Genomic DNA, 23,295 nt, shown 5'->3' on the forward strand with positions numbered 1-23,295 from the left:
CCCGCTACCATGCGCGCCATGCATCGGGGGATGGTGGCCGGAAGATGAAAAACGCGAACGGGCTCGGCTGGGGGCTGGCGGCGCTGGTCGTCGCCGGGAACATGATCGGCTCCGGCCTGTATCTCCTGCCCGTCACCCTGGCGCCGATGGGCTCCTCGTCTCTGATCGGCTGGCTCGTCGCCGGCGTCGGCGCGGCCGTTCTGGCGCTGGTGTTCGGCGCCCTCGGCCGGCTCCGCCCGGATGCCGAAGGCCTGGCGGGGTTCGCCGAAAAGGGGCTGGGACGGTTCTTCGGCTTCCACGTCGCCATCGCCTTCTGGACGGCCTGCCTGGTCGGCAACGTCGCCGTGGCGGTCGCCGCCACCGGCTATCTGGCCTACTTCTGGCCCATGCTGCGCGACCCCGTCTGGGCGACGCTGTGCAACCTCGGCCTGATCTGGGCGGCGACCCTGGCCTACATCGCCGGCACCCGCACGGCGTCATGGCTGGCCGCGGGCGCGCTGGTCGTCGGCCTGATCCCCATCGTCATCGCGGTGGCCGCGGGGATCGCCGCCTTCGATCCCAATCTGTTCGAAGCCTCCTGGAACCCGGGCGGCGAGCCCCTCAAGACCACCGTCCCCGCCTCTCTGGCCGTGATCTTCTGGGCCTATCTGGGTCTTGAGAGCGCCGCGGCCCTGTCCGGCCGGGTGCGCGACCCGGCCCGCGACGTCGGCCGCGCCTCGATCGCCGGCGTGGCGCTGGCCACCCTCGTCTACGTCGCCGCCACCGTGGCGGTGTTCGGCGTCATCCCGCTGGATCAGCTGGCCCAGTCCACCAGCCCGTACGCCGATCTGGCCGCACGGGTGTTCGGCGCGTCGCTGGCCGGCTTCGTCGCGGTCTGCGCCGTGGCCAAGACCTTCGGCACCATCGGCGGCTGGACCCTGATGGGCGGAGAGACCGCGCGCGCGGCCGCCCAGTCCGGCTATCTGCCGAAGGGGTTCGGCGGCGCCGAGAAGGCTCCGCTGGTGGTCCCGCTGACCGGGGCCGCGATCATGAGCATCGTGACCCTGATCTCCAGTCAGGAGGGGCTGGCGAACCAGTTCGGTCTGCTGGTCGGCGTGACCTCGGTGCTGACCCTGACGATCTACGGCGTCTGTTCCGCCGCCCTCGTCCGCATGGCCAAGGGGACGGGGGGCCATGTCCTGGGGGCGTTCGGCCTGATGTTCGCGGGCGCGGCCGTGATCGCGGCGGCGGCCGGCTACGTCGTGCCGACCCTGGTCGTGGTGGGTCTGACGACCCTGGCCTGGTTCACCTTGCTGCGAGGCGGCAAGCCCGCGGTTGACCCGGAGGGCGATGCGGCCTAACCCCCGCGCCGTTTGTCCGCCCGGGAGATAGCCGCCATGACCGACCTCCTGCCCGGCGTGACCGGCGTGCTGGCCCTGGCCGACGGCACCGTTCTTCAAGGGATCGGCGTCGGCGCCGAGGGCGAGGCGCTGGGCGAGGTGGTCTTCAACACCGCCATGACGGGCTATCAGGAGATCCTGACCGACCCGTCCTACATGAGCCAGATCCTGGCCTTCACCTTCCCGCATGTCGGCAACGTCGGCGTCAACGTGGAGGACGTCGAGCAGATGGGCGGCGGTTCCGACACCTCGGCCGTCGGCGCGGTGTTTCGCGATCTGCCGACCGACCCCGCCAACTGGCGCAGCGAGGGCTCGCTGGACTCTTGGATGAAGCGTCGCGGCGTGGTGGGCCTGTCGGGCGTCGACACCCGCGCGCTCACCGCACGAATCCGTGGCGCCGGCGCGCCCCATGCCGTGATCGCCCACAGCCCCACGGGCCAGTTCGACCTGCCCGCGCTGATCCGGCGCGCCGGCGAGTGGTCCGGTCTCGTCGGCCTCGATCTGGCGAAGCCCGCCTCGACCCTGCAGGCCTTCGAATGGAATGAGGGGCTGTGGGACTGGCCGGAAGGTCACCCCCGGGTGCAGGCCGGCGACCGGTCGGTGGTGGTCGTCGACTACGGCGTGAAAAGGAACATCCTGCGGGCCCTGGCCTCGACCGGCGCGAAGATCACCGTGGTGCCCGCCACGACCCCGGCGGAAGCCATCCTGGCGCGCAACCCCGACGGCGTCGTCCTGTCGAACGGTCCGGGCGATCCCGCCGCAACCGGCGAGTATGCGGTGCCCGAAATCCGCAAGCTGGTGGCGTCAGGCAAGCCCGTCTTCGGCATCTGTCTGGGACACCAGATGCTGGCCATCGCCCTCGGCGCGCGGACGGTGAAGATGGACCAGGGCCATCACGGGGCGAACCATCCGGTGAAGGACCTGACGACCGGCAAGGTCGAGATCGTGTCGATGAACCACGGCTTCACCGTCGACCGCGACAGCCTGCCCGATCATGTGCAGGAGACGCACGTCAGCCTGTTCGACGGCACGAACTGCGGCATCGCCCTCAAGGATCGGCCGGTGTTCAGCGTCCAGCACCATCCGGAGGCCTCGCCCGGGCCGACCGACAGCCTGTACCTGTTCCAACGCTTCGCCGACGCGATGAAGGCCTAGGGCAGGGCTGGCAGGCCGCCGTTCCGAAGGTCGCAAGCCTTGCGCACGGCCTGGGGCGCGGCGCCCAGCCAGTAGTCGGCGTCGTCCGGCCGGCCGCAGGCACGGCGCTGCAGCCCGCGAAGGCGGCGCTGGGCGGCATTTTCCAGCAGGCGGGCGTGAAGTGCGCGGGGCTGAAGCTCGCGGATCATGGGAGAGTAGGGGGTGGCCACGGCATCGGGATCTTGGGGCTCGACCGCGGGACGCTGAATGCTGATGAACATGGGCTTGAACCTCGGCCCCGCCGCGGCCTGCTGCCGCTTGGAGAGCCCTTGGGCCGACGTCCGCCGGCCGGAAAGTCCACAGGGGCTGTGGGTTAAATTTCGTTAGCCATGAAATCCGTCCGGAATCAGAATGTTCCGCGGCGCTACCCGCCTTTTTGGTTAATGAATTCCTAACGATGACCGACCGGCGGCAGCTATTCGCCCACCGTGGGCTCACGCCCACGCTTGTTCCGTCGCCAATTCCCCTTGCCCGCCGCCGGGTTCTGTTCGACGGATCAGGGCGTGCGCTTCGACGACCGATACATCGAGGAACTGAAGGCCCGGCTGCGGCCCTCCGACGTCATCGGTCGGACGGTCAAGCTTAAGCGGCAGGGGCGGGAATTCGTGGGTCTGTCGCCCTTCTCGAAGGAGAAGTCTCCCAGCTTTTTCGTGAATGACGACAAGGGCTTCTTTCACGACTTCAGCTCCGGCAAGCATGGAGACGTCATCTCCTTCCTGCAGGAGACCGAGCGGCTGTCCTTCGTCGAGGCGGTGCAGCGCCTCGCGGCGGAGGCGGGCATGGCCCTGCCGGCCGAGGACCCGCAGTCGCGGGAGCGGGAACAGAAGCGACAGGGTCTGTCCGACTGGATGGACCTCGCCCAGAAGTGGTTCGCCGCCAACCTGCGCCGTTCGGCCGGCAAGGCGGCGCGTGAGTATCTGGAACGGCGCGGCCTGCCGGAGGATCAGTGGGACCGCTTCGGGCTCGGCTATGCGCCCAACGACCGCGAGGGGCTGAAGAACGCCCTGGTCCAGCGCGGGGCCCGTCCCGGTGATCTGGTCGAGGCCGGCCTCCTGATCTCGCCCGAGGGCGGTGGCCAGCCCTATGACCGGTTCCGCGACCGGCTGATCTTCCCCATCCTCGACGCCCGCAATCGCGTGGTCAGCTTCGGCGGTCGGGCCATGAACCCGGACGACCGCGCCAAGTATCTGAACGGGCCGGAAAGCCCGCTCTTCCACAAGGGCGCGACCCTGTACGGCCTGCCTGAGGCGCGGCGCATCCTCGGCGCGGAGTCGAAGTCGGAACAGGCGATCGTGGTGGTCGAGGGCTACATGGACGTCATCGCCTGCCAGCGCGCGGGCGTCCCGGCCGTCGCGCCGATGGGCACGGCCCTGACCGAGGACCAGATGGGTCTGCTCTGGCGCGTAAGCCCGGAGCCGATCCTGTGCTTCGACGGCGACGGGGCCGGCCGGCGCGCCGCTTTCCGCGCCGTCGAGCGGGCCCTGCCCCTGATCAAGTCGGACCGCACCCTTCGATTCGTCACCCTGCCGGACGGCCTCGATCCAGACGACATGCTGCGTGAGCGCGGCGCCCCGGCGCTGCGCGAGGCGCTGGGGCACGTCGTGCCGTTCTCGCGGATGCTGTTCGACCGGGAGCGCGAGGCCGTGGGACCGCTGGACGGGCCGGAGAAGGAAGCGCAGCTGATCGCGCGCCTGCGCAAGGCCGCGGCCACCGTCGCAGACCCCGATCTGGCCCGCACCTACAAGGACCATCTGCTGGGCGCAGTTTACCAGTTGACCAGACCGTCGGAGGCGGAGCGGAAGCAGGCCGGCCGCGTGATCTATCGGGACCGGCGTGCGAAAAGGGCGGTGGTTCTGGAGGGGGCGACGCCGGCAAACCAAGCTTCCACCGCTGAGCTCCGGCGCGCGCCTCGCCAGTATGTGGCGGCCATAGTTGCGGGTCTGATCGACCACCCCGAGGTGCTCCAAGAGAAAGCCGAGCTGCTGGCCAGTCAGGGGTTGGGCGATCCGAACCTGGACCGGCTGATCGCCGATCTGGTGCGTCTGACCTGGGACCTCGCCGATTTCGGCGACGGCCTGCTGCGGGCGCGGCTGACCGCCTTGGGCCACGAGGAGGTTCTGAAGGCGGTCGATCGGACCGCGCGGGTTTCTCACGCACCCTTCCTCGACGGCGCCCGACCCTTGGATCAGGCGCGAGCGGATCTGATCCGCGCCATCGACGCCCTGCTGAACGAGCTGGCGCTGAGCCGCGCCATGGACGAGCTGAAGTCCGAGCCGGAGTTCGACGCCCAGCCTTTCGCCCGCCTCAAGGCTGAGCGCGACGCCCAAGCCCGGCTGCTGGCCAGCGGCGCCCTGTGGGACACGTCGGAGACGCTGCACTGATCCGTCCCGTCTTGACACGGACGGGTTCGCTCGCCATCTGCGCCCCTGATCGAAACGCCCGCGCGCGCGAGGTCGAGAAGGCGGGGCTTCGAGCCGCCCGCGCTTCCGGGCCGAAACGTCGCCCCCCGCCCCGGGTTCGATCGCACGGTCGTCAGGATCGGCAGCCGCCGCGCCTTCGCCGGGCCTTGCCCGCCGCACGACCGGACATGATCGGAATTCGATGCGGCCCGGGATCGACGATCCTTTTCGCCGCGCGTTGCACATTTGCCGCAGGCCTCGCCTCGCCCGCCGGAGACTGGACTGAATGACCGCACAGACCGACACGCCCGAGACCGAGACCTCTTCGGACGGTCCGCTGCTCGACCTGACGGACGCCGGCGTCAAGAAGTTCATCAAGCAAGCCAAGACGCGCGGCTATGTGACGATGGAGGAGCTGAACAAGGTCCTGCCGTCCGAGGAGGTGACCCCCGACCAGATCGAGGACACCCTGGCGATGCTGTCCGAAATGGGCGTCAACGTCGTGGAGGCCGAGGAGGACGCCGAGCAGAAGGACGGCGAAGGCGGCGAGATCGCCGAACGCGCCGACACCTCGGTCGCCGAAACGCCCGCCAAGGCCGCATATGACCGCACCGACGACCCCGTGCGCATGTACCTGCGCGAGATGGGCTCGGTCGAACTGCTGAGCCGCGAGGGCGAGATCGCCATCGCCAAGCGCATCGAGGCGGGCCGCGACGCCATGATCTCGGGCCTGTGCGAAAGCGCCCTGACCTTCGAGGCCATCATGGTGTGGCGCGACGAACTGGCGGCGAACCGGATTCTGCTGCGCGAGGTCATCGATCTGGACGCGACCTACGCCGTCCTGAACCCCGCCGCCGCGCCCGGGGCCGCCGAGACGGCCACCGACGATGCGGACGCCGAGCCCGCGGAAGAGAAGCCCGAGGGCTCGGACGACGAGGACGACGACGACTTCGACGACGGCGGCGGCCTGTCGATCTCGGCCCTCGAGGCGGAGCTGCGCGACGGGGTCATGGAGGTTCTGGACGCCGTCGCCGGCGAGTTCGGCGGCTTCCGCAAGCTTCAGGACAAGCTGGTCGAGGCCCGGCTGAAGGGCGAGACCCTGTCGAGCAAGGACCAGAAGGCCTACGACGCGTTGACCGCGTCGATTTCCGGGCGTCTGAAGACGCTGAAGCTCAACAACGCCCGCATCGAGGCGCTGGTCGAACAGCTGTATGCCATCAACAAGCGGCTCATGGGCCTCGAAGGCCGACTGCTGCGTCTGGCCGACAGCTACGGCATCTCGCGTCCCGAGTTCCTGAAGTCGTATTTCGGCTCGGAACTGGATCCCGCCTGGACCACCTCGGTCAAGGACATGGGCGTGCGCTGGACCAAGTTCAGCGACAACGAGGCGACCCAGATCGCCCAGATCCGCGGCGACGTGGCCGCGGTCGCCACCGAGGCCGGGCTTCCGATCGACGATTATCGCCGCATCGTCCAGAAGGTGCAGAAGGGCGAGCGCGAGGCGCGTCAGGCGAAGAAGGAAATGGTCGAGGCCAACCTGCGCCTCGTGATCTCTATCGCCAAGAAATACACCAACCGCGGCCTGCAGTTCCTGGACCTGATCCAGGAGGGCAACATCGGCCTGATGAAGGCGGTCGACAAGTTCGAGTACCGCCGCGGCTACAAGTTCTCGACCTACGCCACCTGGTGGATCCGTCAGGCGATCACCCGCTCGATCGCCGACCAGGCGCGGACCATCCGCATCCCGGTGCACATGATCGAGACGATCAACAAGATCGTCCGCACCAGCCGCCAGATGCTGCACGAGATCGGCCGCGAGCCGACCCCGGAGGAACTGGCCGAAAAGCTGGCCATGCCGCTGGAGAAGGTGCGCAAGGTCCTGAAGATCGCCAAGGAGCCGATCTCGCTGGAGACCCCGATCGGCGACGAGGAAGACAGCCACCTCGGTGACTTCATCGAGGACAAGAACGCCGTCCTGCCGATCGACGCGGCCATCCAGTCGAACCTGCGCGAGACCACCACCCGCGTGCTGGCGTCCCTGACGCCGCGCGAGGAGCGCGTCCTGCGCATGCGCTTCGGCATCGGCATGAACACGGACCACACCCTGGAAGAGGTCGGCCAGCAGTTCTCGGTCACCCGCGAACGCATCCGCCAGATCGAGGCCAAGGCCCTGCGCAAGCTGAAGCACCCTTCGCGGTCGCGAAAGCTGCGCTCGTTCCTCGACTCCTGAGCGGCCGGTTTACGCCGTCCGCCGATCCGATCATGGTGAACGCCGGTCTTTCGGGGGTGGCGGCATGGTCGGCATCGGGCATCTGAAGCGGCGGTTCGGTCACTACGCGGGCCTGTGGGTCGGCGCGTTCCTGCTGTCGGGCGCGGCGATCCTAGGGCTGATGGCCATGGGCGCCGACCTGATGGACGCCGCGGACATGGCGCTGCCGGTCCTGCTGGCGCTGACCGGCCTCGTGCTGGGCGCAGGGGTGGTGATGAGCTTCTTTTCCGGCGAGACGCCGATGACCAAGATCGTCGTGCTGATCCTGGCCCTGCTCCTGCTCCTGCCGCTGTTGTGGGCGCCCGTCGCGGCGGCGGTGGCCATCGCCTTCTTCGCCGACCGCCCGATCGAATATTCCCAGACCTACGTGGCCTTCCGGCTGGGCGTGTCCGACGTGCTGTGGGCCGCGTCGCAGGCGGTCGGATACGGCGGCTTCCTTGACGCCCTGTGGAGCGCGTTCCAGTGGGCCGCCAGCATCGTCGGCTTCATCTCCGCGTGGGTGAACGCTTGGCCGGTCATCAAGCGCATGCTGGGGCAGGAGCCGAGCACGGCCTGATCCTCCTCAGTGCTCGGCGATCACGTCGAAGCCGGCGTAGATCATGCGCTTGCCGTCCCAAGGGGGCGTGGCGTCATGCATGCGCGCGTCGTTCATCAACGCGTCCCAGCCCGCGTCGCGCACCGCCTTGTCCGGCCAGGTGATCCAGCCGACGGCGACCGTCTCGCCGTCCTGCAACGCCACGGCCTTGTTGAAGTCGGTCAGCGTGCCGTCCGGCACGTCGGCGCCCCAACACTCGGTCACGGCGATCGCGCCGTGTTCCTTGAACAGCGGCGACTGCTTCGCCGAATGCGCCAGATAGGCTTCCTTGTCCCCGGTCTTCACAGGGATCACGGTGATGTCGACGAAGGGCATGAAGATCTCCGGATGAAAATGCGGCCGGGGGATTCGCCCGGCCGCAGGTCATGTCGTGGCTGAGGCGCTCAGGCGCCTTCTTCGAAGATGGGCGCGAACCCGCCCCACATCATGCGCTTGCCGTCGAAGGGCATGTCCATCTCTTTCCAGGCCGGGTCGGTGTCCATCGTGGCGTAGCAGGCGTCGGCCGTGCTTTTGTCCGGCCACTTGATCCACGAGAGCACGACGACCTCGTCGTCCTGCTTCTTCACCGCCATGGGGAAGCTGGTGGTCTCGCCGTCGGGGACGTCGTCGCCCCAGGTCTCGACCTGCTGCAATGCGCCGTACTTCTGGAACACCGGCCAGGACTTGGCGGCGGACGCGATGTAGCGATCCTTGTCGGCGGACTTCACCGGGGTCAGGAAGCCGGAATAGTAGGTCATCTTCGTTTCCTCTCTTTGTTGGCCCCGACGCTCCGCCTGAAGGCTTCGCACGTCAGGGCTGGGTGGTACGCGAACCGGATCAGGCGTCGGCGGCCTCGAAGACCGCGCGCTGGGCGTTGAACGCCCGGCGGAAGGCGGGGCGGGCCTCGCCGCGCGCCAGATAGGCGGCGACGTTGGGCCACGGGTCCAACAGCCCCGTATCCTTGAGGCGCATCAGAACCGTCACCATCAGCAGGTCGCCGGCGCTGAACTCGCCGTCCAGCCAGTCGGCGTCGCCCAGATGAGCCGACAGCTGGCCCAGCCGGGCCGTGATCCGCTCGTCGAGTGTGGCCAGACGCTCCTCGAACCACGGTCGGTCCTTCTCCAGCACGCCGACCAGACTGCGATCGAACACCGGGGGCTCGACGGTGTTCAGCGCCGCGAACATCCACATGATCGCCCGACTGCGCGCGCCCGCGTCCTTCGGCAGGAGGCCGTCGTGGCGCTCCGCCAGATGCAGGACGATCGCCCCGCTCTCGAACAGGGTCAGGTCGCCGTCCTCGTATGTCGGGATCTGGCCGAACGGATTGCGCGCCAGATGCTCCGGCCGCTTCAGTTCGGCAAAGGACTGGAGCCGCACCTCGTAGGGCACGTCCAGCTCTTCCAGCGCCCAGCGCACGCGCATGTCGCGCGCCAGGCCCCGGCCCCGGTCGGGAGAGCGCTCGAAAGCGGTGAGGGTCGGCATCGGCGCGCTCCGGTCGAGGCTCAGCCGGCGGCGTCGGCCGCGGCCTGAATGGTGGCGATGTCGATCTTCTTCATCTTCATCATGGCGTCGAATCCGGCCTCGGCGCGTGCGGGGTTCGGATCCCGATGAAGGTCCATCAGCGCCTTCGGCGTGATCTGCCAGTTCACGCCCCATTTGTCCTTGCACCAGCCGCACTGGCTCTCCTCGCCCCCATTTCCGACGATGGCGTTCCACAGACGGTCGGTCTCGGCCTGATCATCGGTATAGATCTGGAACGAGACGGCCTCAGTCTGGGGGAACATGGGCCCGCCATTCAGTCCGACGAACGTCTGGCCGGCCAGGGTGAACTCCACCACCAGCACCTCTCCCGCCTTGGTCGACGGATTGTCGTTGGGCGATCGGGCGACGGTGTCGACGTGGCTGTCGGGCAACCCCAGCGATACGTAGAAGTTCGCGGCGTCCTCGGCCTGGTTCAGGTCGTACCAGATGCAGGGCGTGATCTTGTCGGGCATCGGAAGTCTCCTTGGTGGCCTGTGCGCGGCCGGGGCTCGCGGCGTCGTGGTCAGGCCGTGGGTCGGGAAGAGCGTCGCAGCACGCCGCCCGCGACGGCCATCGCCGCCACGTACAGCCAGAACAACAGATGATCGGCCGACGGGGTTGCCGCCCGGCCTTCCGCGATCGCCAGGCCGCTCAGGGCCAAGGCGAGAATCGCGGGGCCCCACAGTCTCAGACGACGCGTGACGGTCAGCAGCGCGCCGGCCACAAGGGCGCCGCCGAACAAGGGCTCCGCGGCTTCCAGCGAGGCGGCGCCGGGGACCAGGGAGTGGGTCACCGCCAACCGAGAAATCCCGTCGGCCGCGGCGAAGACGCCGGCCACGGCGGCCAGCGCACGGCCGGTCCACGCCAGCGGAGAAGGCAGGACGGTCCGGCGGGCGGGTCTGACGTCGATGGCGGTCACGGCGTCCTTCCCGTCCGGGGCTGCGATGTTGCCACTCCTGCGCCCTTGGATTACATTAGTCAACCATGAAGTTAGAAAAAATAACCAGCAAGTCCGCAAAGGTGTCTCGCTGGTACGACGACGCCTGCGGGACTGCCCACGCGCTGGAGCTGGTGGGCGAGCGCTGGTCGCTGCTCATCGTGCGCGAGCTGTTGCTGGGACCGCGCCGGTTCGGCGATCTGAAGGCGTCGCTGAAAGGCATCAGCGCCAACGTCCTGACCCAGCGGCTGGAGGGGCTGGAGGCCGCTGGCGTCGCCGCCCGCCGCAAGCTGCCGCCGCCCGCCTCGGTGCAGGTCTACGAGCTGACGCCCTGGGGCATGGAGGCCGAGGACGCGATCAAGAGTTTGGGCCGCTGGGCCGCGCGCTCGCCGGACCATGACCCGACCCTGCCGCTAAGCGCAGTGTCTTTCGTGCTGTCGATGCGCACCATGTTCGCCGACGATCGTGCGGAGGGGGCCGACCTGTCGATCCGCTTCGTCACCGGCGAGGAGGCGTTCCGCGCCCGGGTCAAGGACGGCCGACTGATCGTCGAGCGCGGAGAGGCCGAGGCGCCGGACGCGACGGTCACGGCGTCGCCCGAGGAGCTGGCGGGTTTCCTCTACGTCGGCGCGCCCTTGCCGCCGGGCGCCGTGACGGGCGACGCCGACGCGCTGGATCGATACGCCGCCCTGTTCGGCCTGCCTGACAAGGCCTGCGTCGCGTGACCGATTGCCAAGGTTCCGCGCCGAGGGCAGGGTTCGCCCCATGAGCCCGCAGCCCGCATCCGGCGACCGTTTCGCCTCGTTCGAAGAGTTCTATCCCTTCTACATCCACGAACACTCCGACCGGACCTGCCGGCGCATTCATGTGGTGGGGTCGGGACTTGTGCTGCTGGCGCTGGCGACGGCGATCGTCACGCGGAACGCCTGGTGGCTGCTGGCCATGCCAGTGATCGGCTACGGCTTCGCCTGGATCGGCCACTTCTTCTTCGAGAAGAACCGTCCGGCCACGTTCAAATACCCGCTGTGGAGCCTGATGGGCGACTGGCGGATGTTCTTCGAGACCATCAGCGGCAGGCGCCGCTTTTAGGCGCCGCCTGTGATCAGCCCCAGGCCGGCGGGCAGCCGTCGAAGCGACCGGCTTCCACGACCGTCAGCGTCGACATGTTCAGCGGCATCGCCGGGCGCATCGAGCCGCGGCCGTTGCCGGTGTAGAGGTCGATCTTGTTGCCCTTGATCGCGCCGCCGGTGTCCGAGGCGTACCAGTACCCGTCGTGGATCGTGCCGTCGGCCATCTCCATGCCGACCGTTTCCTTGATGAACAGCCGTGTGCGGCGCGGAACCACGCGGGGATCGATGGCGACCGTGCGCATGGCGATCGGCCGGCAGCCCAGACTGTCGTTGCCCGTCGCGCCGCCGCCGCCCGCATGATAAAGCCGCGCCGACAGTCGCCAGTCGGCGTCCTCGGCCATGAGGTCGGCCTGCTCTGCGCTGAGAGCCCCCGTCGCCGCCGTCGAAACCGCCGCCGCCGCCGCTTCCGCCGCGATCAACTGGTCGTAGGGGACCGGATCGGCGGGGGCGTTCGAGGGGAAGGTCATGGCCCAGACGAGGGCCAGCACGGCGGCTGCGGTGGACATCCGGCGACTCGCGGAAACACCGGACCCGACCGCCGGCGGGGGGCTTTTCCGGGCGAATTGGGGCGGAAACCGGGCAGCGGCGCCGTGCGGCCGGCCGGTGGGCCGGCAGGTCCTCCCTTCGTTCACCGTGAAAGTCGCGACTTTTCGCAGCCTTGGGAGGGTTCACGCCTCGGGGTGCGACCGGTCGTCGCTTGGGGATAAGTCGGCCGTCCTCTCCCCCTTTCTCGCATGCCCGCCTATGAGGACGCGAAGTCTTTCGGAGACCCCGCATGAAACGCCTGCTCCTCGCCGCCGCCGCCGTCGTGGCGCTCGCCGCCCCCGCGGCCGACGTGTCCGCCTGGGGCGCGACCGGCCATCGGCTCGTCGGCATGGCCGCCATGCGGGCGTTGCCGGACGAGCTGCCGGCCTTCCTGCGCGACCCGGCCGCCGCCGCCGAGGTGGGGGAGCTGTCGCGCGAGCCGGACCGCAGCAAGGGCGCAGGCCAGCCGCACGATCGCGAGCGGGACACCGCCCACTTCGTGGACATGACCGAGAGCGGTCGCGTCATGACCGAGCAGGGCCTTTCGATCGACGACCTGCCGCGGCTGAAGTCCGAGTATGACGCCGCGCTTCTGGCGGCGGGCATCAAGGTGGACGACGCCGGCTACCTGCCCTTCGCGCTGATGGACGCGCATCAGCAGCTGGTGCTGGATCTGGCCTACTGGCGCATCCTCAACGCCGCCGAGGCGCGGGAGACGGATCTGGCGAAGCGCGCCTGGTACCGCGAGGACCGGATCCGCCGCGAGGGACTGATCCTGCGGACGATCGGCGAGCTGAGCCATTACGTCGGCGACGGCTCGCAGCCGCATCACGTGACCATCCATTACAACGGCTGGTCCTCCAGCGTGCCGAACCCCGAGGGCTTCACGACCTCGCGGCGTACGCACGGGATGTTCGAAGGCGACTTCGTGCGGGATCACGTGCGCTTCCAGGAGGTCGAGGCGGCCATGCCCGCGCCGCGGCTGGACGGGTTCGAGCTGCGGCCGCGGATCGCCGGCTATCTGCGGACCACGCTGGGCGAGGTGACGCCGTTCTACCGGCTGGAGAAGGCCGGCGGGTTCGCCGAGGGCGACGCGCGCGGCGTGAGCTTCGCCACCGCCCGGCTGGCCGCCGGCGCGGCCGAGCTGCGGGACCTGATCACCATCGCCTGGCGCCTGTCGGCCACCTCCGAGATCGGCTGGCCGAAGGTCAAGGTCGCGGACGTCGAGGCCGGCACGGCCGATCCGTGGACGTCCATGGTCGGCGGGGACTGATCCTGACCCCGCCCTGCGTCATCCTCGACCGGCCGCAGCTGGCCGACAACATCGGCGCCGTGGCCCGAGTCATGGCCAACTTCGGCCTGTCGGACCTGCGGCTGGTCAGCCCCCGGGACGGGTGGCCGCAGGACCGGGCCTGGGCCACGGCGTCCGGGGCCGACTGGGTGCTGGACGGCGCCCGCACCTATGAGGACGTCGCGGCCGCGGTGGCGGACCTGCAGACGGTCTATGCGACCACGGCGCGGCCGCGGGAGACGCGCCAGCCCGTCCTGACGCCCCGGCAGGCGGCGCAGGCGCTGAACGCGGCCGCCGGCGAGGGCCAGTCCGTCGGCCTGCTGTTCGGCGGCGAGCGGGCGGGGCTGGAGACCACCGACGTGGTGCGCTGCGCCGGCATCGTCACCATCCCGATCGACCCCCGGCATCACAGCCTGAACCTGGCCCAGGCCGTGGCCATCACCGCCTATGAGTGGCGGACTATGGTGCTGGACGCCCCGCCGCCGCGCTTCCGCGAGGCCGACCCGCCGGCCAGCGCCGAGCTGGTCGAGGGCTTCATCGGCCATCTCGAGGCCGAGCTGGACGGCGGCGGCTTCTTCCACCCGGCGGCCAAGAAGCCGTCGATGATGCGCAACCTGCGCGCCCTGTTCGCCCGCGCCCAGCTGAGCGAGCAGGAGGTCGCCACCCTGCGCGGCGCCGTCCACGCCCTGGCGCAGGGACGCGGACGGGTGCTGGCGAAGATGGCCGAGCAGAAGGCGCGCGATCAGGCCCGGCCGGAGCCGACGTAGCGCTCGTACTCCTCGACGTAGCGTTCGGTCAGGTGCGCCTGCCGCTCGCCCTTCTCCTTGAGGGTGCGGAACCAGCCGCTCTCCTCCTCATACATGTGGGTCAGCACGGCCCCCTCGATGTGCTCCAGCTTGTCCTTCCACTCGGGGGTGGAGGGGGCGATGTTCTCCAGCTCGGCCATCTGCATCTTGGCCGTGGTCTGCTCGACGTAGGCGTGGCCCGCATGGGCTTTCTCGCCGGCCTGGGCCAGGGCGGGATAGAGCACCACCTCCTCGGCCAGGGAGTGGCCGGTCAGGACCAGGGCCAGCGCCTTCATGGCCTCGGTGCGCGCGCCCGCGCTCTCGGCGCGGCGGCAGGCGGCGAAGGCCTCGCGGATCTCGTCGTGGTGATCCAGCACCAGCGACAGCCAGTCGCCCCCGGACGCCAGCGAACGCGCCTCGGCCGTCGCCTGGGCGCGCCTGTCGGCATTGGGTTGCGGGGTGATGGCGGCGAGCGCCTTGTCGACGATGGACATGGGAAGTCTCCGGTTGGGGCTGCGAATCCAACCGGGCGGAGCGGACGGAGGTTCCGGTGAGAACGACTCTCACGCCGGCGGCGCGGCCTCGCCGGGCGGATACATGGCCTCGCGCAGACCGGGCGGCGGCACGGCGCCCTCGGCGATGAAGCGGCGGCTGATGCGCGCGGTCAGGTCGGGGTCGGCCACCCACGGGCCGTCCGGCGCCGCCTGACAGACGCGGCGCCACATCTCGCGCACGCAGGCCTTCAGCCAGACGTGGCGACGCCACTTCGTCCACCACAGGTGATGGGCGCGGGCCAGCTCGGCGCGGTCTTCGGTCGCCTCGCGCGGGGCGCGGGCGGAGCGGGGTCGGGGCATGACGGGCTCCGGAAAAAAAGGACGCGTTCAGGCGCCCCCGCGCCGGACGGCGCGGAGGTTGGGGAGGTGGGCGGAGCGCCGGGCGCGAGGCCCGGAGCAGGGTTGGGTGTACCGTTTCGGCTTCGCGTGACGCTCCGCGCGCGGGGTTTTCCGGAAGCCTGCGTCGGGTGGCCGTTTTCGGGCCTTACCGCAGTCGCCACCGGCGGGCAGGGGGCGCCGGCGGCGCCCTCCTGGAACGGTCCGGGTATCCCCCCCGACCCTTGCCCGGGATCATCTCTTGGTGACCCCGATCGGCTTCGGCCGCATCGTGAACCCTGTCCGCCCGCCCACGGCGCCCCGTCGCCCTCGGCCAACCGGCCTCAAGCAGCGAGCGACCGCGTCGCGAGCGGTAGGCCACAAAGATGCCGAACCCCGCTCCCCACGCTCCCGCCGCCGCCTCGGAACGCCGGCCGAGCGCACCTCCCCGAGCGACGGGACGGGCAGACGGTGGGGGACGTGGGGACCGACGTCGGAAGAAAGGCGCGAGAAAATTCGAAGCCGTTGAAGTGGAGGGGGAAACGGGGAGGCGTCGTCGCAATGGACGGGAAGACGTCGCCGCATTGTTCGCGTGCGCCATGCACCCTGCGTCCGGAGCTGACGTAGCGGCGGGCGACGTCGCCTCCCGGAGGTGGCGGCATGATCAGTCGACTGGCCCTGGCCGAAGCTCAGAATTGGCGCTGCGCCTACTGCGCGGTGACGTTGGACGTCGATCCGATGCGGCCTTCAGGCGCGACGCGGGAACACGTCGTGCCCCGTGCGCGCGAAGGCATGGACCGCGCCGACAACCTCGTCGCCGCGTGCCGCGCCTGCAATGAAACGCGCGCCTGCGCGCCGAATGCGGCGGCGTTCCACGATCTCAGGCAGGCTCTGCTGCGCCGAAACGTTTGGCCTGCGGGCACATGGCCGGATCGGACGGCGCGGGCGAAGCTGCATCAAGAAGACATGGCGTTGTCGGTCCAGCAGTGGAAAGAGCGCCGTCGCGCCCACGCCGAACGCCGGGACGGCCCCTTGGCGGAGGTTCCGCTGGTTGCGGCGACCCTGAAGGAGGTGGAAGCGCAGGACGCCTTCGCGCCCTCCGTGCCCATCGGCCATCCCCCCTCGACGTCCCGCGCGAGACGTCGTCAGCGCCAAATGGCAGAGGCGGCGGCTCGCAAGGCAGCTGCCGCCCAGAAGCGCCGGCTGGACCTCTACCGCGCCCAGGCGATGGGTTGGACCAAGTTCATCTCGGTGACGCGCGGGCCGCGTTGGAAGCGCCTGACCCAGGAGCGGCGTCGGGGGGGCTAGCGATCATGTCCGCCGGTACGTCCCGCGCCGCGCGGTGAACTCCAGCCAGCCCCGGTCGCGGAGCACCTGAAGCTGCTGCCTGATCTTGGGGCGTACGTAGCGGTTGTTGGGATAGAGGGCCGACAGCGCAGCCTCGTGGGCATAGACGTCGTCAAGGGTGAATTCCGACCGCCCCACCGCTTCAACCGCCTTCATCACGGCCAGCAGCCAGCCGCGCGCGATCAGGCTAGCGTCCTTCAGGAACAGGGTGGAACGCCAGCGGTCCAGCACCTCACCTTTCGGCACGTGGGCGCCGCGCGCGATCAGGGGGATGCGGCCCGACGACGGCACCTGGCCGATCAGGATGTTGCACCCCTGCCAGCCCGCGCGCCGCGCGGTCGGCGACAGCGGCTTGCGCGCCTGGATGACGTCGGCGGTGAAGAAGTGGCGGGGCACCACGATCAGGTCGGTCACGGCCCGCGCGCCGGGGTCATAGCTCATGGCGAACAGGCTGGGATTGTTGCGCTCCGACAGCCGCCGCATCATCGCGCCGTAGGCGCCGTCGGGGATCGACCGACCCAGCCCGCCGGCCTTGGCCTTGAGCTCGAACTCCTCGGCGCAGGCGTCGCAGACGAAGTCGCCGACGGGCGCGTTGTTCGGCAGCTGCCGCAGCCGCTCCGCGCCGCAGGCCGGACAGAACAGATGCGCGGCGGCCCAGCCCTCGGACAGGGCGCGGACGTTCTGGGTCGGCCCGCGATAGACGGCCTGCTCGTCGGCGAAGCCGAGCGAGCTCCAGTGATTGTCGTCTGGTCCCATCCAGCCACCGTAGCGGAGGCTGGCTCAGCAAGAAGCCCCGCAACGCAAGAAGGCGGCCCCGGGGGAGGCCGCCTTCAAGAAGCGCAGCAGCAGGAAGTTAGGCGTAGCGGATCAGCGTCCAAGTGACAGCCTGCTGGTTATACGGGGGCATGATGTTGCCCTTCGCGATGGGGGCCGTGGTGGTCGGCGTACCGACGACCTGCCAAACACCGCTCTCGGGGCACCGCTCGCTGGTGCGCGCCTTCGTTCCAAGGGGGGCCTTCATGTCAGTGTCTCCTGGTGGGATGAGCCCCACGTCCAAGATTGCTCTCTGGCGTCGCCGACGCGGACATGATTTATTTTTCCAAAGCGTGTCCGCGCTTCCTTTGCCCGAGAGCATCAAGGCCGAATGTGCGGAGCTTCCTCGAATGAGCTTGAGCGTTGTACCCGACCCAGAGAGAGAGCCCTGTCCGCCTGTGCGGCCGGATATTCGAGCCGCGATATCCGGGTTATCGGACGCTGACCATGCTCGTCTGATCAGCTACGCGAGCGCGTTCGCTCTCGCCAGCCGCCTGGAGCCTCAAGAGATCTATAGCGCCGCGATCGTTGCGGCCCTCGACGAGACCCGGGTTTGGCCCCCAGATGTCGAGCTTGTCGCATTCCTTAAAATGTCGATGCGAAGCATCGCTTCGAACGAGGCCAAGAAATCCCGCCGAGCTCCGCTTTTCCCGGTGGGGGGTGATTGTGAGGGCCACGGCGATTTGATCGAGACCTCGGCGAGCATCAGCGACGAGGGTCCAAGGTTCGCCGAGGCCAGCGTCGTCAATACGGTAGATGCTAAGAGACTCTTAGATAAAGTGTTCGCCCTGTTCGAGGACGATATCGACGCTCAGATCGTCCTTATGGCTCGTCTCGAAGATAAGGACGCCGCTGACATCAAGAGCGAAATGCAACTTAACGACACCCGCTACGCCAGCATAACCAAGCGGATTAAGCGTCGGCTTGTTGCTCTCGCCAATCCAACGGGAATTATATGATGGCTGATCACTTGGACTCGGCGACATTAGCGCGACTGTCTGAGATGATGGTATCCGCGCTTGATGAGTGCGCAGACTCAGATCTCGAACGGATTTTTCAAGAGCACGGTATAGACGTTGGCGTTTTGGCTCAAACCAGCCGCCAATGGGCGCATGCCGCGATAGTCAATCATGGGAAGGCGCGGTTCGCGAGCGCTCAGCGAGACGTGACCCACCGTGCTCTTAAATCTAGACCGAGTGTCTCCATGGACTACAATGCTATGCTTTTGATCGTGCAAGCACACATTGCAAATGATCCGCACTCATCGCTAACCTTGGCCGCTCGCAACCAGAATGGTGCTCTTTCGGAGGAAGAGCTGAAAAGCCTAGTTGAAGATATAGCTTCACTCACATCTTAACGTGTCCGTCCAGTTTAATGATGCTGAAAAGCTTCTGCTGTCGCTTGGGGTCGATGATCCGAGACAGATAGATCTGCCCGTTATTGCCCAGTCGCTTGGGTTAGAAATTCGGTATGCGAAGCTAGCGAGTTGCGATGCTCGTCTAGTGGGCTTGGGTGAGCGAGGAATCATCACTGTCCGTTCCGATGCAAATCGGCATCGCCAACGATTTTCCATTGCCCATGAGATTGGACATTGGATCTACCACAGACACAAGGCCCTCATGTGCAAAGCCGCGTGGATCGACGAGTCCACCTCGTTCGCTAACAAGATTAGGGAGAAAAAGGCTAACGAATTTGCAAGCTCACTTCTGATGCCACGCTACCTATTTGAGCCTATTATTTCGCAACTTAAGAGCGCGACGTTTGCCAATATCAGAGACATTGCGGCAAAATTCGACGTCAGCGTTACCGTTTCTGCCCGAAAAGTCGTGGAGTCGGGGCGATTTCCCGTCATACTCATATCATACCGGCGAACAGGGCGAGGATGGTTTTGTCGATCTTCAATGCTGCCCAGCCGTTTATATCCGAATGCTGAAATACATGCAGAGTCTGGGGTCTTGTCGGTCATGTTTCGTGAAGTAGACGGACTCCCTCCGATGCGACGCCCTGCGACCCATTTTTTCGACTGCCGCGAAGCGAGTGGAGCTTTTGTTCGAGAAGAAATCTTCCGGAGCCACGACGACGGGGTGCTGTCGCTTCTAACTATCGACGACAGAATCCTATCGAACCTTACCTGATCGCCCCCTACCTTCCCTTCCTGAACGCCGCCGCCTTTTCCGCCGCCGCTTCCTGCCGCCACTTCTTCGGGGCGGCCTTGTCGACCGTCTCGCCCTCGGCCGTGAGGATGTCGTTGGCGAACTCCAGGTCCATCAGCTTCATGCGCTTGATCTCGTCGCGCAGGCGGGCGGCTTCCTCGAACTCCAGGTTGGAGGCGGCCTCGCGCATGCGGGACTCCAGATCCTTGAGCGCGGCCTGGAAGTTGGAGCCGACGAAGGGCCGGGCGTCCTCCTTCACGCCGTCGGGGCGGGTCAGCTGGTCCAGCGCGCGGCTCTCATAGGGGCTGGCCAGGATCTCCTTGATGTCGCGCTTGACGCTTTCGGGCGTGATGCCGTGTTCGGCGTTGTAGGCCTGCTGCTTCTCGCGCCGGCGGTTGGTCTCGGCGATGGCGCGCTCCATCGAGCCGGTCATGCGGTCGGCATACAGGATGACGCGGCCGTCGACGTTGCGAGCGGCGCGCCCGATGGTCTGGATCAGCGAGGTTTCGGAGCGCAGGAAGCCCTCCTTGTCCGCGTCCAGGATGGCGACCAGGCCGCACTCGGGGATGTCCAGCCCCTCGCGCAGCAGGTTGATGCCGATCAGGCAGTCGAAGGCGCCGAGGCGCAGGTCGCGCAGGATCTCGATCCGCTCCAGCGTGTCGACGTCGGAGTGCATGTAGCGGACGCGCACCCCCTGTTCGTGCATGTATTCCGTCAGGTCCTCGGCCATGCGCTTGGTCAGGGTGGTGACCAGGCTGCGGTAGCCGGCGCGGGTGGTCGCCTTCACCTCGTCGATGACGTCGTCGACCTGGTTGCGGGTCTCGCCGGAGACGGGGCGGATCTCGACCGGGGGGTCGATCAGGCCGGTGGGGCGGATCACCTGTTCGGTGAAGACGCCGCCGGTCTGCTCCATCTCCCACGGGCCGGGGGTGGCCGAGACGTGGATGGTCTGGGGCCGCATGGCGTTCCACTCGTCGAACTTCAGCGGGCGGTTGTCGATGCAGCTGGGCAGGCGGAAGCCGTATTCGGCCAGGGTCGACTTGCGGGCGTAGTCGCCGCGGTACATGCCGCCGATCTGGCCCACGGTGACGTGGCTCTCGTCGACGAACAGCAGGGCGTCGTCGGGGATGTATTCGAAGAAGGTGGGCGGCGGCTCGCCCGGGGCGCGGCCGGTCAGCCAGCGGGAATAGTTCTCGATGCCGGCGCAGGAGCCGGTGGCCTCCATCATCTCCAGATCGAAGCGCACGCGCTGTTCGAGGCGTTGCGCCTCCAGCAGCTTGCCGTTCTCGACCATCCAGTCGAGCGTCTCCTTCAGCTCGGCCTTGATGCCGGTGATGGCCTGGTTCAGCGACGGGCGCGGGGTGACGTAGTGGCTGGCGGCGTAGACGGTGATCTCTTCGAGGTCGTTGGTCTTCCTGCCCGTCAGGGGGTCGAACTCCTGGATCGACTCCAGCTCGTCGCCGAACAGTTGGACGCGCCAGGCGCGGTCCTCCAGGTGGACGGGGAAGATCTCGATGACGTCGCCGCGCTTGCGGAACATGCCGCGCTCGAAGGCGGCGTCGTTGCGCTTGTACTGCAGCGCGATCAGGTCGGCGCGCAGCTTGGCCTCGTCGATGCGGTCGCCGACCTTCAGGTCGAAGGTCATGGCGGTGTAGGTCTCGACCGAGCCGATGCCGTAGATGCAGCTGACCGAGGCGACCACGATGACGTCGTCGCGCTCCAGGATCGCCCGCGTGGCCGAGTGGCGCATGCGGTCGATCTGCTCGTTTATCGAGCTGTCCTTCTCGATGTAGGTGTCGGTGCGCGGGACGTAGGCCTCGGGCTGGTAGTAGTCGTAGTAGCTGACGAAATACTCGACCGCGTTGTCGGGGAAGAAGCTCTTGAACTCGGAATAGAGCTGGGCGGCGAGGGTCTTGTTGTGGGCCAGGATCAGGGCCGGGCGCTGGGTCGCCTCGATGACCTTGGCCATGGTGAAGGTCTTGCCCGAGCCGGTGACGCCCAGCAGCACCTGGTCCCGCTCGCCGGCCTGCGCCTGCTCGACCAGTTCGGCGATGGCGGCGGGCTGGTCGCCCGAGGGCTCGAACGGCGAGACCATGCGGAAGGGGCGGTGCCGCTTGGCCCCCGCCCGGTCGGGCCGGTGCGGGGTCCAGCCGTCGGGCGCGCCGGGGGCCTCGGACGGCGTCAGGCGCGGGCCGGTGACGGGCGCGAACATGGGCATCTTGGCATCGCGCAGGAAGGCGGCCGGCGCCTCCTGCAGCCCGGCCCCGGGCGTGTGCACGGGCTTGGCGGATTTCGTCTTGCCGGGCGCGGGGGTGCTGGAACGGTTCATGAACGCAAGATAGGTCCGGCGAGGGAAAGGCGCCAGACGAACGCGCGGGGCGGGGAGGGGATGCTGACGGCAGGTGGCGGGAGGGCCCGCCCCATCCCCGCCGCGAATCCCGCTACCCTCCGGGCTCATGCGCCGCACCGTCCCCGCCCTCGCCCTGCTGCTCCTGACGGCCTCCTGCTTCGGCGGTCCCAATCCGCCGCCGGAGGGGTGGGGGACGCGGCCGTATGCGGCGCCGGTGGTGACCTCCGACACCGGGGTGCGGGCGGAGAGCTTCGCCACATCCGGGATCGTCGACGCGCGGCTGGACGGCGGGACGCGGGGGCGCGTGGACGACGCCGGGGAGCATCTGGGGCTTTGCCAGGCGGAGCTGGAGGCGGCCGGCGTGCGGTTCTCCAGCGTGCCGGACGTGGTCAACAGCGAGACGTGCGGGCTGACGGGAGCGGGGACGCTGGACGTGGATCGCGGAACGGTGGCGCGGCTGCGGCCGGCGGCGCCGGTGATGACGTGCTGGACGGCGCTGGCGCTGTCGGTGTGGCGGCGTCAGTCAGTCGAGCCGGCCGCCCGCGAAATCTTCGGCCAGGACGTGGTCGAGATCGTGCACATGGGCACCTATGCCTGCCGGTCGGTGTCGAACCGTCCGGGCGCGCGGCCCAGCGCCCATTCGCAGGCGGCGGCGGTGGACTTCGCCGGCGTGGTGCTGCGCGACGGCACCCGCATCATGGTCAAGGACGACTGGTACGCGGAGAGCGACAAGTCGCGCTTCCTGAGGCGCGTGCGCGACGAGGGCTGCCGGGTGTTCGGGACCGTGCTGAGCCCCGACTATGACGCGCCCCACCACGACCACCTGCATCTGGAACCGGGCGGGCGGAGCTTCTGCCGCTAGGTCAGCGGCGCAGGCGGACCCGGGTCTCCAGATCGACGATGCGACGCTCGAGATAGGCCTGGTCGTCGGCGGAGACGCGCAGCTGGGCATAGGCGGCCTCGAGACGCAGCAGGTCCTCGTGCTCGACGCGCAGCTGGGTCTGGGCGGTGGCGGAGAGGCCGCTGGCCGGCAGGGCGCGGGCGACGGCGTCGAGCCGCTGGCGCGGCGTCATTGGCGTGGCCCCGCCGCCGTAGCCGACGTCGCCCACCCGGACGTCCAGCGCGTCGAGCCGCGTCTCCAGATCGTCCCGCTCGCGCGTGGAGAGGCGGCCGTCGGCCAGATATTCGGCCTCGACCCGGATGAGGGCGGCGTAGTCGCTCTTGAGGCGCGTGCCGTCTGTGCGGCTGAGACGGCGGGCGCGGACCTGGGCGTCCACGCGGGCGTCGAATTCGGCACGGCCCTGGGCGATGGACAGGCCGGGGCCGCCGTCGTCGTAGCCGCCGCTTTCCAGTGCCTGCGTGAGGGCGTTGTAGCGGGCGGTGAGGTCGGCCCGCTCCTGCGCCGTAAAGCGGCGGTCCGCGGCATAGCGGGTCTCGACCTCCACGAGGGCGGCGTAGTCCTGACGCAGGCGATCGCCAGCCCAGCTGGACAGGCGGCCGGCCCGGACGTCGGCCTGGACGCGTGCGTCGAACTGGCTGCGCTGGTCGAAGAGGGGGCGCCGGCCGATGGACCACTGCTGGTCGAGACTGCCCGAGGCGCCGAAGCGGTCGCCGAAGATCGCCCCGAAGATCGCGCCGATGACCTCCTCGTCACGCGAGGTGGTCTGGGCCGAGGCCGACTGGGCCCCGAAGGTCAGGGCGAGACCGGAGACGGCGGCCAGGGTGAGGGAGCGGGCGGCTTTCATGTAACGGCGTCCTT

General features: G+C 68.5%; 25 protein-coding genes. 13 read left to right on the forward strand and 12 right to left on the reverse strand.

Features of this window, described 5'->3' with window-relative positions:
• Nucleotides 1–44 precede the first annotated feature (44 nt).
• Nucleotides 45–1,340: an amino acid permease gene (locus VGR32_RS05860; protein ID WP_327449027.1), complete on the forward strand. Its 1,296-nt coding sequence runs from the start codon at nucleotides 45–47 to the stop codon at nucleotides 1,338–1,340.
• 36 nt (nucleotides 1,341–1,376) lie between these two features.
• Nucleotides 1,377–2,534 carry a glutamine-hydrolyzing carbamoyl-phosphate synthase small subunit gene (carA, locus tag VGR32_RS05865; RefSeq protein WP_327449029.1) on the forward strand — a complete coding sequence of 386 codons (1,158 nt, stop codon included), beginning with the start codon at nucleotides 1,377–1,379 and terminating at the stop codon, nucleotides 2,532–2,534.
• Here carA and VGR32_RS05870 read toward each other — a convergent pair.
• The gene (locus VGR32_RS05870; RefSeq protein ID WP_327449031.1) at nucleotides 2,531–2,794 is read right to left on the reverse strand and encodes a hypothetical protein; all 264 of its coding nucleotides are present in this window, start codon (nucleotides 2,792–2,794) and stop codon (nucleotides 2,531–2,533) included. The two genes, carA and VGR32_RS05870, sit on opposite strands and share 4 nt — an antisense overlap.
• Before the next feature lie 282 nt (nucleotides 2,795–3,076).
• Between VGR32_RS05870 and dnaG the strand changes: the two genes are divergently transcribed.
• The 3 genes from dnaG to VGR32_RS05885 all read left to right on the forward strand — a co-directional run bounded on the left by dnaG (nucleotide 3,077) and on the right by VGR32_RS05885 (nucleotide 7,797).
• Nucleotides 3,077–4,954 (forward strand): DNA primase, encoded by a 1,878-nt coding sequence (gene dnaG, locus VGR32_RS05875; RefSeq protein WP_327449033.1) that lies wholly within the window; start codon nucleotides 3,077–3,079, stop codon nucleotides 4,952–4,954.
• Nucleotides 4,955–5,258: 304 nt separating this feature from the next.
• Nucleotides 5,259–7,202 (forward strand): RNA polymerase sigma factor RpoD, encoded by a 1,944-nt coding sequence (gene rpoD / locus VGR32_RS05880; protein ID WP_327449035.1) that lies wholly within the window; start codon nucleotides 5,259–5,261, stop codon nucleotides 7,200–7,202.
• 64 nt (nucleotides 7,203–7,266) lie between these two features.
• Nucleotides 7,267–7,797, forward strand: coding sequence for a hypothetical protein (locus tag VGR32_RS05885; RefSeq protein WP_327449037.1), 531 nt, complete (start codon nucleotides 7,267–7,269; stop codon nucleotides 7,795–7,797).
• Nucleotides 7,798–7,803: 6 nt separating this feature from the next.
• On the opposite strand, the gene VGR32_RS05890 is transcribed toward VGR32_RS05885, so the two are convergent.
• From VGR32_RS05890 to VGR32_RS05910, 5 genes are all read right to left on the reverse strand, one after another.
• Nucleotides 7,804–8,151 (reverse strand): DUF1428 domain-containing protein, encoded by a 348-nt coding sequence (locus VGR32_RS05890; protein ID WP_327449039.1) that lies wholly within the window; start codon nucleotides 8,149–8,151, stop codon nucleotides 7,804–7,806.
• Nucleotides 8,152–8,219: 68 nt separating this feature from the next.
• Nucleotides 8,220–8,573 carry a DUF1428 domain-containing protein gene (locus VGR32_RS05895; RefSeq protein WP_327449041.1) on the reverse strand — a complete coding sequence of 118 codons (354 nt, stop codon included), beginning with the start codon at nucleotides 8,571–8,573 and terminating at the stop codon, nucleotides 8,220–8,222.
• Nucleotides 8,574–8,652: 79 nt separating this feature from the next.
• Nucleotides 8,653–9,297 carry a glutathione S-transferase family protein gene (locus VGR32_RS05900; protein ID WP_327449043.1) on the reverse strand — a complete coding sequence of 215 codons (645 nt, stop codon included), beginning with the start codon at nucleotides 9,295–9,297 and terminating at the stop codon, nucleotides 8,653–8,655.
• 20 nt (nucleotides 9,298–9,317) lie between these two features.
• On the reverse strand, nucleotides 9,318–9,809 hold the full coding sequence (locus VGR32_RS05905; protein WP_327449045.1) for a VOC family protein: 492 nt from the start codon (nucleotides 9,807–9,809) through the stop codon (nucleotides 9,318–9,320).
• 50 nt (nucleotides 9,810–9,859) lie between these two features.
• Entirely contained in the window at nucleotides 9,860–10,255 is a 396-nt protein-coding gene (locus VGR32_RS05910) for a hypothetical protein (protein ID WP_327449047.1), read from the reverse strand.
• Nucleotides 10,256–10,320: 65 nt separating this feature from the next.
• On the opposite strand from VGR32_RS05910, the gene VGR32_RS05915 reads away from it, so the two are divergent.
• Together VGR32_RS05915 and VGR32_RS05920 are read left to right on the forward strand one after the other, a co-directional pair.
• Nucleotides 10,321–10,998, forward strand: a complete 678-nt coding sequence (locus VGR32_RS05915; protein WP_327449049.1) for a winged helix-turn-helix transcriptional regulator — start codon at nucleotides 10,321–10,323, stop codon at nucleotides 10,996–10,998.
• 40 nt (nucleotides 10,999–11,038) lie between these two features.
• The gene (locus VGR32_RS05920; protein ID WP_327449051.1) at nucleotides 11,039–11,362 is read left to right on the forward strand and encodes a DUF962 domain-containing protein; all 324 of its coding nucleotides are present in this window, start codon (nucleotides 11,039–11,041) and stop codon (nucleotides 11,360–11,362) included.
• A 13-nt stretch (nucleotides 11,363–11,375) separates the two neighbouring features.
• Here the strand turns inward: VGR32_RS05920 and VGR32_RS05925 are convergent, their stop codons facing one another.
• Nucleotides 11,376–11,909 carry a 3D domain-containing protein gene (locus tag VGR32_RS05925; RefSeq protein ID WP_327449053.1) on the reverse strand — a complete coding sequence of 178 codons (534 nt, stop codon included), beginning with the start codon at nucleotides 11,907–11,909 and terminating at the stop codon, nucleotides 11,376–11,378.
• 269 nt (nucleotides 11,910–12,178) lie between these two features.
• Between VGR32_RS05925 and VGR32_RS05930 the strand changes: the two genes are divergently transcribed.
• A complete protein-coding gene (locus VGR32_RS05930) occupies nucleotides 12,179–13,201 on the forward strand; it encodes a S1/P1 Nuclease (protein ID WP_327449055.1) in 1,023 nt (340 codons plus the stop codon).
• On the forward strand, nucleotides 13,174–13,986 hold the full coding sequence (locus VGR32_RS05935; protein WP_327449057.1) for an RNA methyltransferase: 813 nt from the start codon (nucleotides 13,174–13,176) through the stop codon (nucleotides 13,984–13,986). Before VGR32_RS05930 ends, VGR32_RS05935 begins: the two co-directional genes overlap by 28 nt.
• Here VGR32_RS05935 and VGR32_RS05940 read toward each other — a convergent pair.
• Together VGR32_RS05940 and VGR32_RS05945 are read right to left on the reverse strand one after the other, a co-directional pair.
• On the reverse strand, nucleotides 13,962–14,498 hold the full coding sequence (locus tag VGR32_RS05940; RefSeq protein WP_327449059.1) for a hemerythrin domain-containing protein: 537 nt from the start codon (nucleotides 14,496–14,498) through the stop codon (nucleotides 13,962–13,964). The genes VGR32_RS05935 and VGR32_RS05940 overlap by 25 nt on opposite strands.
• Nucleotides 14,499–14,567: 69 nt before the next feature.
• Nucleotides 14,568–14,858, reverse strand: a complete 291-nt coding sequence (locus tag VGR32_RS05945) for a hypothetical protein (protein ID WP_327449061.1) — start codon at nucleotides 14,856–14,858, stop codon at nucleotides 14,568–14,570.
• 675 nt (nucleotides 14,859–15,533) lie between these two features.
• On the opposite strand from VGR32_RS05945, the gene VGR32_RS05950 reads away from it, so the two are divergent.
• Complete coding sequence (locus VGR32_RS05950; protein WP_327449063.1) at nucleotides 15,534–16,181, forward strand: HNH endonuclease signature motif containing protein; 648 nt, start codon at nucleotides 15,534–15,536, stop codon at nucleotides 16,179–16,181.
• A gap of 3 nt (nucleotides 16,182–16,184) precedes the next feature.
• On the opposite strand, the gene VGR32_RS05955 is transcribed toward VGR32_RS05950, so the two are convergent.
• Complete coding sequence (locus VGR32_RS05955; protein ID WP_327449065.1) at nucleotides 16,185–16,976, reverse strand: DpnI domain-containing protein; 792 nt, start codon at nucleotides 16,974–16,976, stop codon at nucleotides 16,185–16,187.
• A 149-nt stretch (nucleotides 16,977–17,125) separates the two neighbouring features.
• Between VGR32_RS05955 and VGR32_RS05960 the strand changes: the two genes are divergently transcribed.
• Together VGR32_RS05960 and VGR32_RS05965 are read left to right on the forward strand one after the other, a co-directional pair.
• On the forward strand, nucleotides 17,126–17,992 hold the full coding sequence (locus tag VGR32_RS05960; RefSeq protein WP_327449067.1) for a hypothetical protein: 867 nt from the start codon (nucleotides 17,126–17,128) through the stop codon (nucleotides 17,990–17,992).
• A gap of 399 nt (nucleotides 17,993–18,391) precedes the next feature.
• Nucleotides 18,392–19,168, forward strand: a complete 777-nt coding sequence (locus VGR32_RS05965) for an ImmA/IrrE family metallo-endopeptidase (RefSeq protein WP_327449069.1) — start codon at nucleotides 18,392–18,394, stop codon at nucleotides 19,166–19,168.
• Nucleotides 19,169–19,175: 7 nt separating this feature from the next.
• On the opposite strand, the gene uvrB is transcribed toward VGR32_RS05965, so the two are convergent.
• Nucleotides 19,176–21,515: an excinuclease ABC subunit UvrB gene (gene uvrB, locus VGR32_RS05970; protein WP_327449071.1), complete on the reverse strand. Its 2,340-nt coding sequence runs from the start codon at nucleotides 21,513–21,515 to the stop codon at nucleotides 19,176–19,178.
• A gap of 127 nt (nucleotides 21,516–21,642) precedes the next feature.
• Here uvrB and VGR32_RS05975 point away from each other — a divergent pair, with 127 nt between their 5' ends.
• Complete coding sequence (locus VGR32_RS05975) at nucleotides 21,643–22,398, forward strand: extensin family protein (RefSeq protein ID WP_327449073.1); 756 nt, start codon at nucleotides 21,643–21,645, stop codon at nucleotides 22,396–22,398.
• A 1-nt stretch (nucleotide 22,399) separates the two neighbouring features.
• Here VGR32_RS05975 and VGR32_RS05980 read toward each other — a convergent pair whose 3' ends face one another.
• On the reverse strand, nucleotides 22,400–23,281 hold the full coding sequence (locus VGR32_RS05980; protein ID WP_327449075.1) for a hypothetical protein: 882 nt from the start codon (nucleotides 23,279–23,281) through the stop codon (nucleotides 22,400–22,402).
• Nucleotides 23,282–23,295 lie beyond the last annotated feature (14 nt).

Origin of the sequence: Brevundimonas sp. (assembly GCF_035935935.1) — a bacterium.
Taxonomy (GTDB): Bacteria; Pseudomonadota; Alphaproteobacteria; order Caulobacterales; family Caulobacteraceae; genus Brevundimonas.

Coding starts and splice junctions, on each gene's coding strand:
- VGR32_RS05930 (WP_327449055.1), top strand. CDS start 12,179: ATGAAACGCCTGCTCCTCGCCGCCGCCGCCGTCGTGGCGCTCGCCGCC.
- VGR32_RS05950 (WP_327449063.1), top strand. CDS start 15,534: ATGATCAGTCGACTGGCCCTGGCCGAAGCTCAGAATTGGCGCTGCGCC.
- VGR32_RS05960 (WP_327449067.1), top strand. CDS start 17,126: ATGATGTTGCCCTTCGCGATGGGGGCCGTGGTGGTCGGCGTACCGACG.
- VGR32_RS05885 (WP_327449037.1), top strand. CDS start 7,267: ATGGTCGGCATCGGGCATCTGAAGCGGCGGTTCGGTCACTACGCGGGC.
- VGR32_RS05980 (WP_327449075.1), bottom strand. CDS start 23,281: ATGAAAGCCGCCCGCTCCCTCACCCTGGCCGCCGTCTCCGGTCTCGCC.
- uvrB (WP_327449071.1), bottom strand. CDS start 21,515: ATGAACCGTTCCAGCACCCCCGCGCCCGGCAAGACGAAATCCGCCAAG.
- VGR32_RS05920 (WP_327449051.1), top strand. CDS start 11,039: ATGAGCCCGCAGCCCGCATCCGGCGACCGTTTCGCCTCGTTCGAAGAG.
- VGR32_RS05870 (WP_327449031.1), bottom strand. CDS start 2,794: ATGTTCATCAGCATTCAGCGTCCCGCGGTCGAGCCCCAAGATCCCGAT.
- VGR32_RS05905 (WP_327449045.1), bottom strand. CDS start 9,809: ATGCCCGACAAGATCACGCCCTGCATCTGGTACGACCTGAACCAGGCC.
- VGR32_RS05925 (WP_327449053.1), bottom strand. CDS start 11,909: ATGTCCACCGCAGCCGCCGTGCTGGCCCTCGTCTGGGCCATGACCTTC.
- VGR32_RS05900 (WP_327449043.1), bottom strand. CDS start 9,297: ATGCCGACCCTCACCGCTTTCGAGCGCTCTCCCGACCGGGGCCGGGGC.
- VGR32_RS05940 (WP_327449059.1), bottom strand. CDS start 14,498: ATGTCCATCGTCGACAAGGCGCTCGCCGCCATCACCCCGCAACCCAAT.
- VGR32_RS05945 (WP_327449061.1), bottom strand. CDS start 14,858: ATGCCCCGACCCCGCTCCGCCCGCGCCCCGCGCGAGGCGACCGAAGAC.
- VGR32_RS05890 (WP_327449039.1), bottom strand. CDS start 8,151: ATGCCCTTCGTCGACATCACCGTGATCCCTGTGAAGACCGGGGACAAG.
- carA (WP_327449029.1), top strand. CDS start 1,377: ATGACCGACCTCCTGCCCGGCGTGACCGGCGTGCTGGCCCTGGCCGAC.
- VGR32_RS05955 (WP_327449065.1), bottom strand. CDS start 16,976: ATGGGACCAGACGACAATCACTGGAGCTCGCTCGGCTTCGCCGACGAG.
- VGR32_RS05975 (WP_327449073.1), top strand. CDS start 21,643: ATGCGCCGCACCGTCCCCGCCCTCGCCCTGCTGCTCCTGACGGCCTCC.
- VGR32_RS05915 (WP_327449049.1), top strand. CDS start 10,321: ATGAAGTTAGAAAAAATAACCAGCAAGTCCGCAAAGGTGTCTCGCTGG.
- VGR32_RS05860 (WP_327449027.1), top strand. CDS start 45: ATGAAAAACGCGAACGGGCTCGGCTGGGGGCTGGCGGCGCTGGTCGTC.
- rpoD (WP_327449035.1), top strand. CDS start 5,259: ATGACCGCACAGACCGACACGCCCGAGACCGAGACCTCTTCGGACGGT.
- VGR32_RS05895 (WP_327449041.1), bottom strand. CDS start 8,573: ATGACCTACTATTCCGGCTTCCTGACCCCGGTGAAGTCCGCCGACAAG.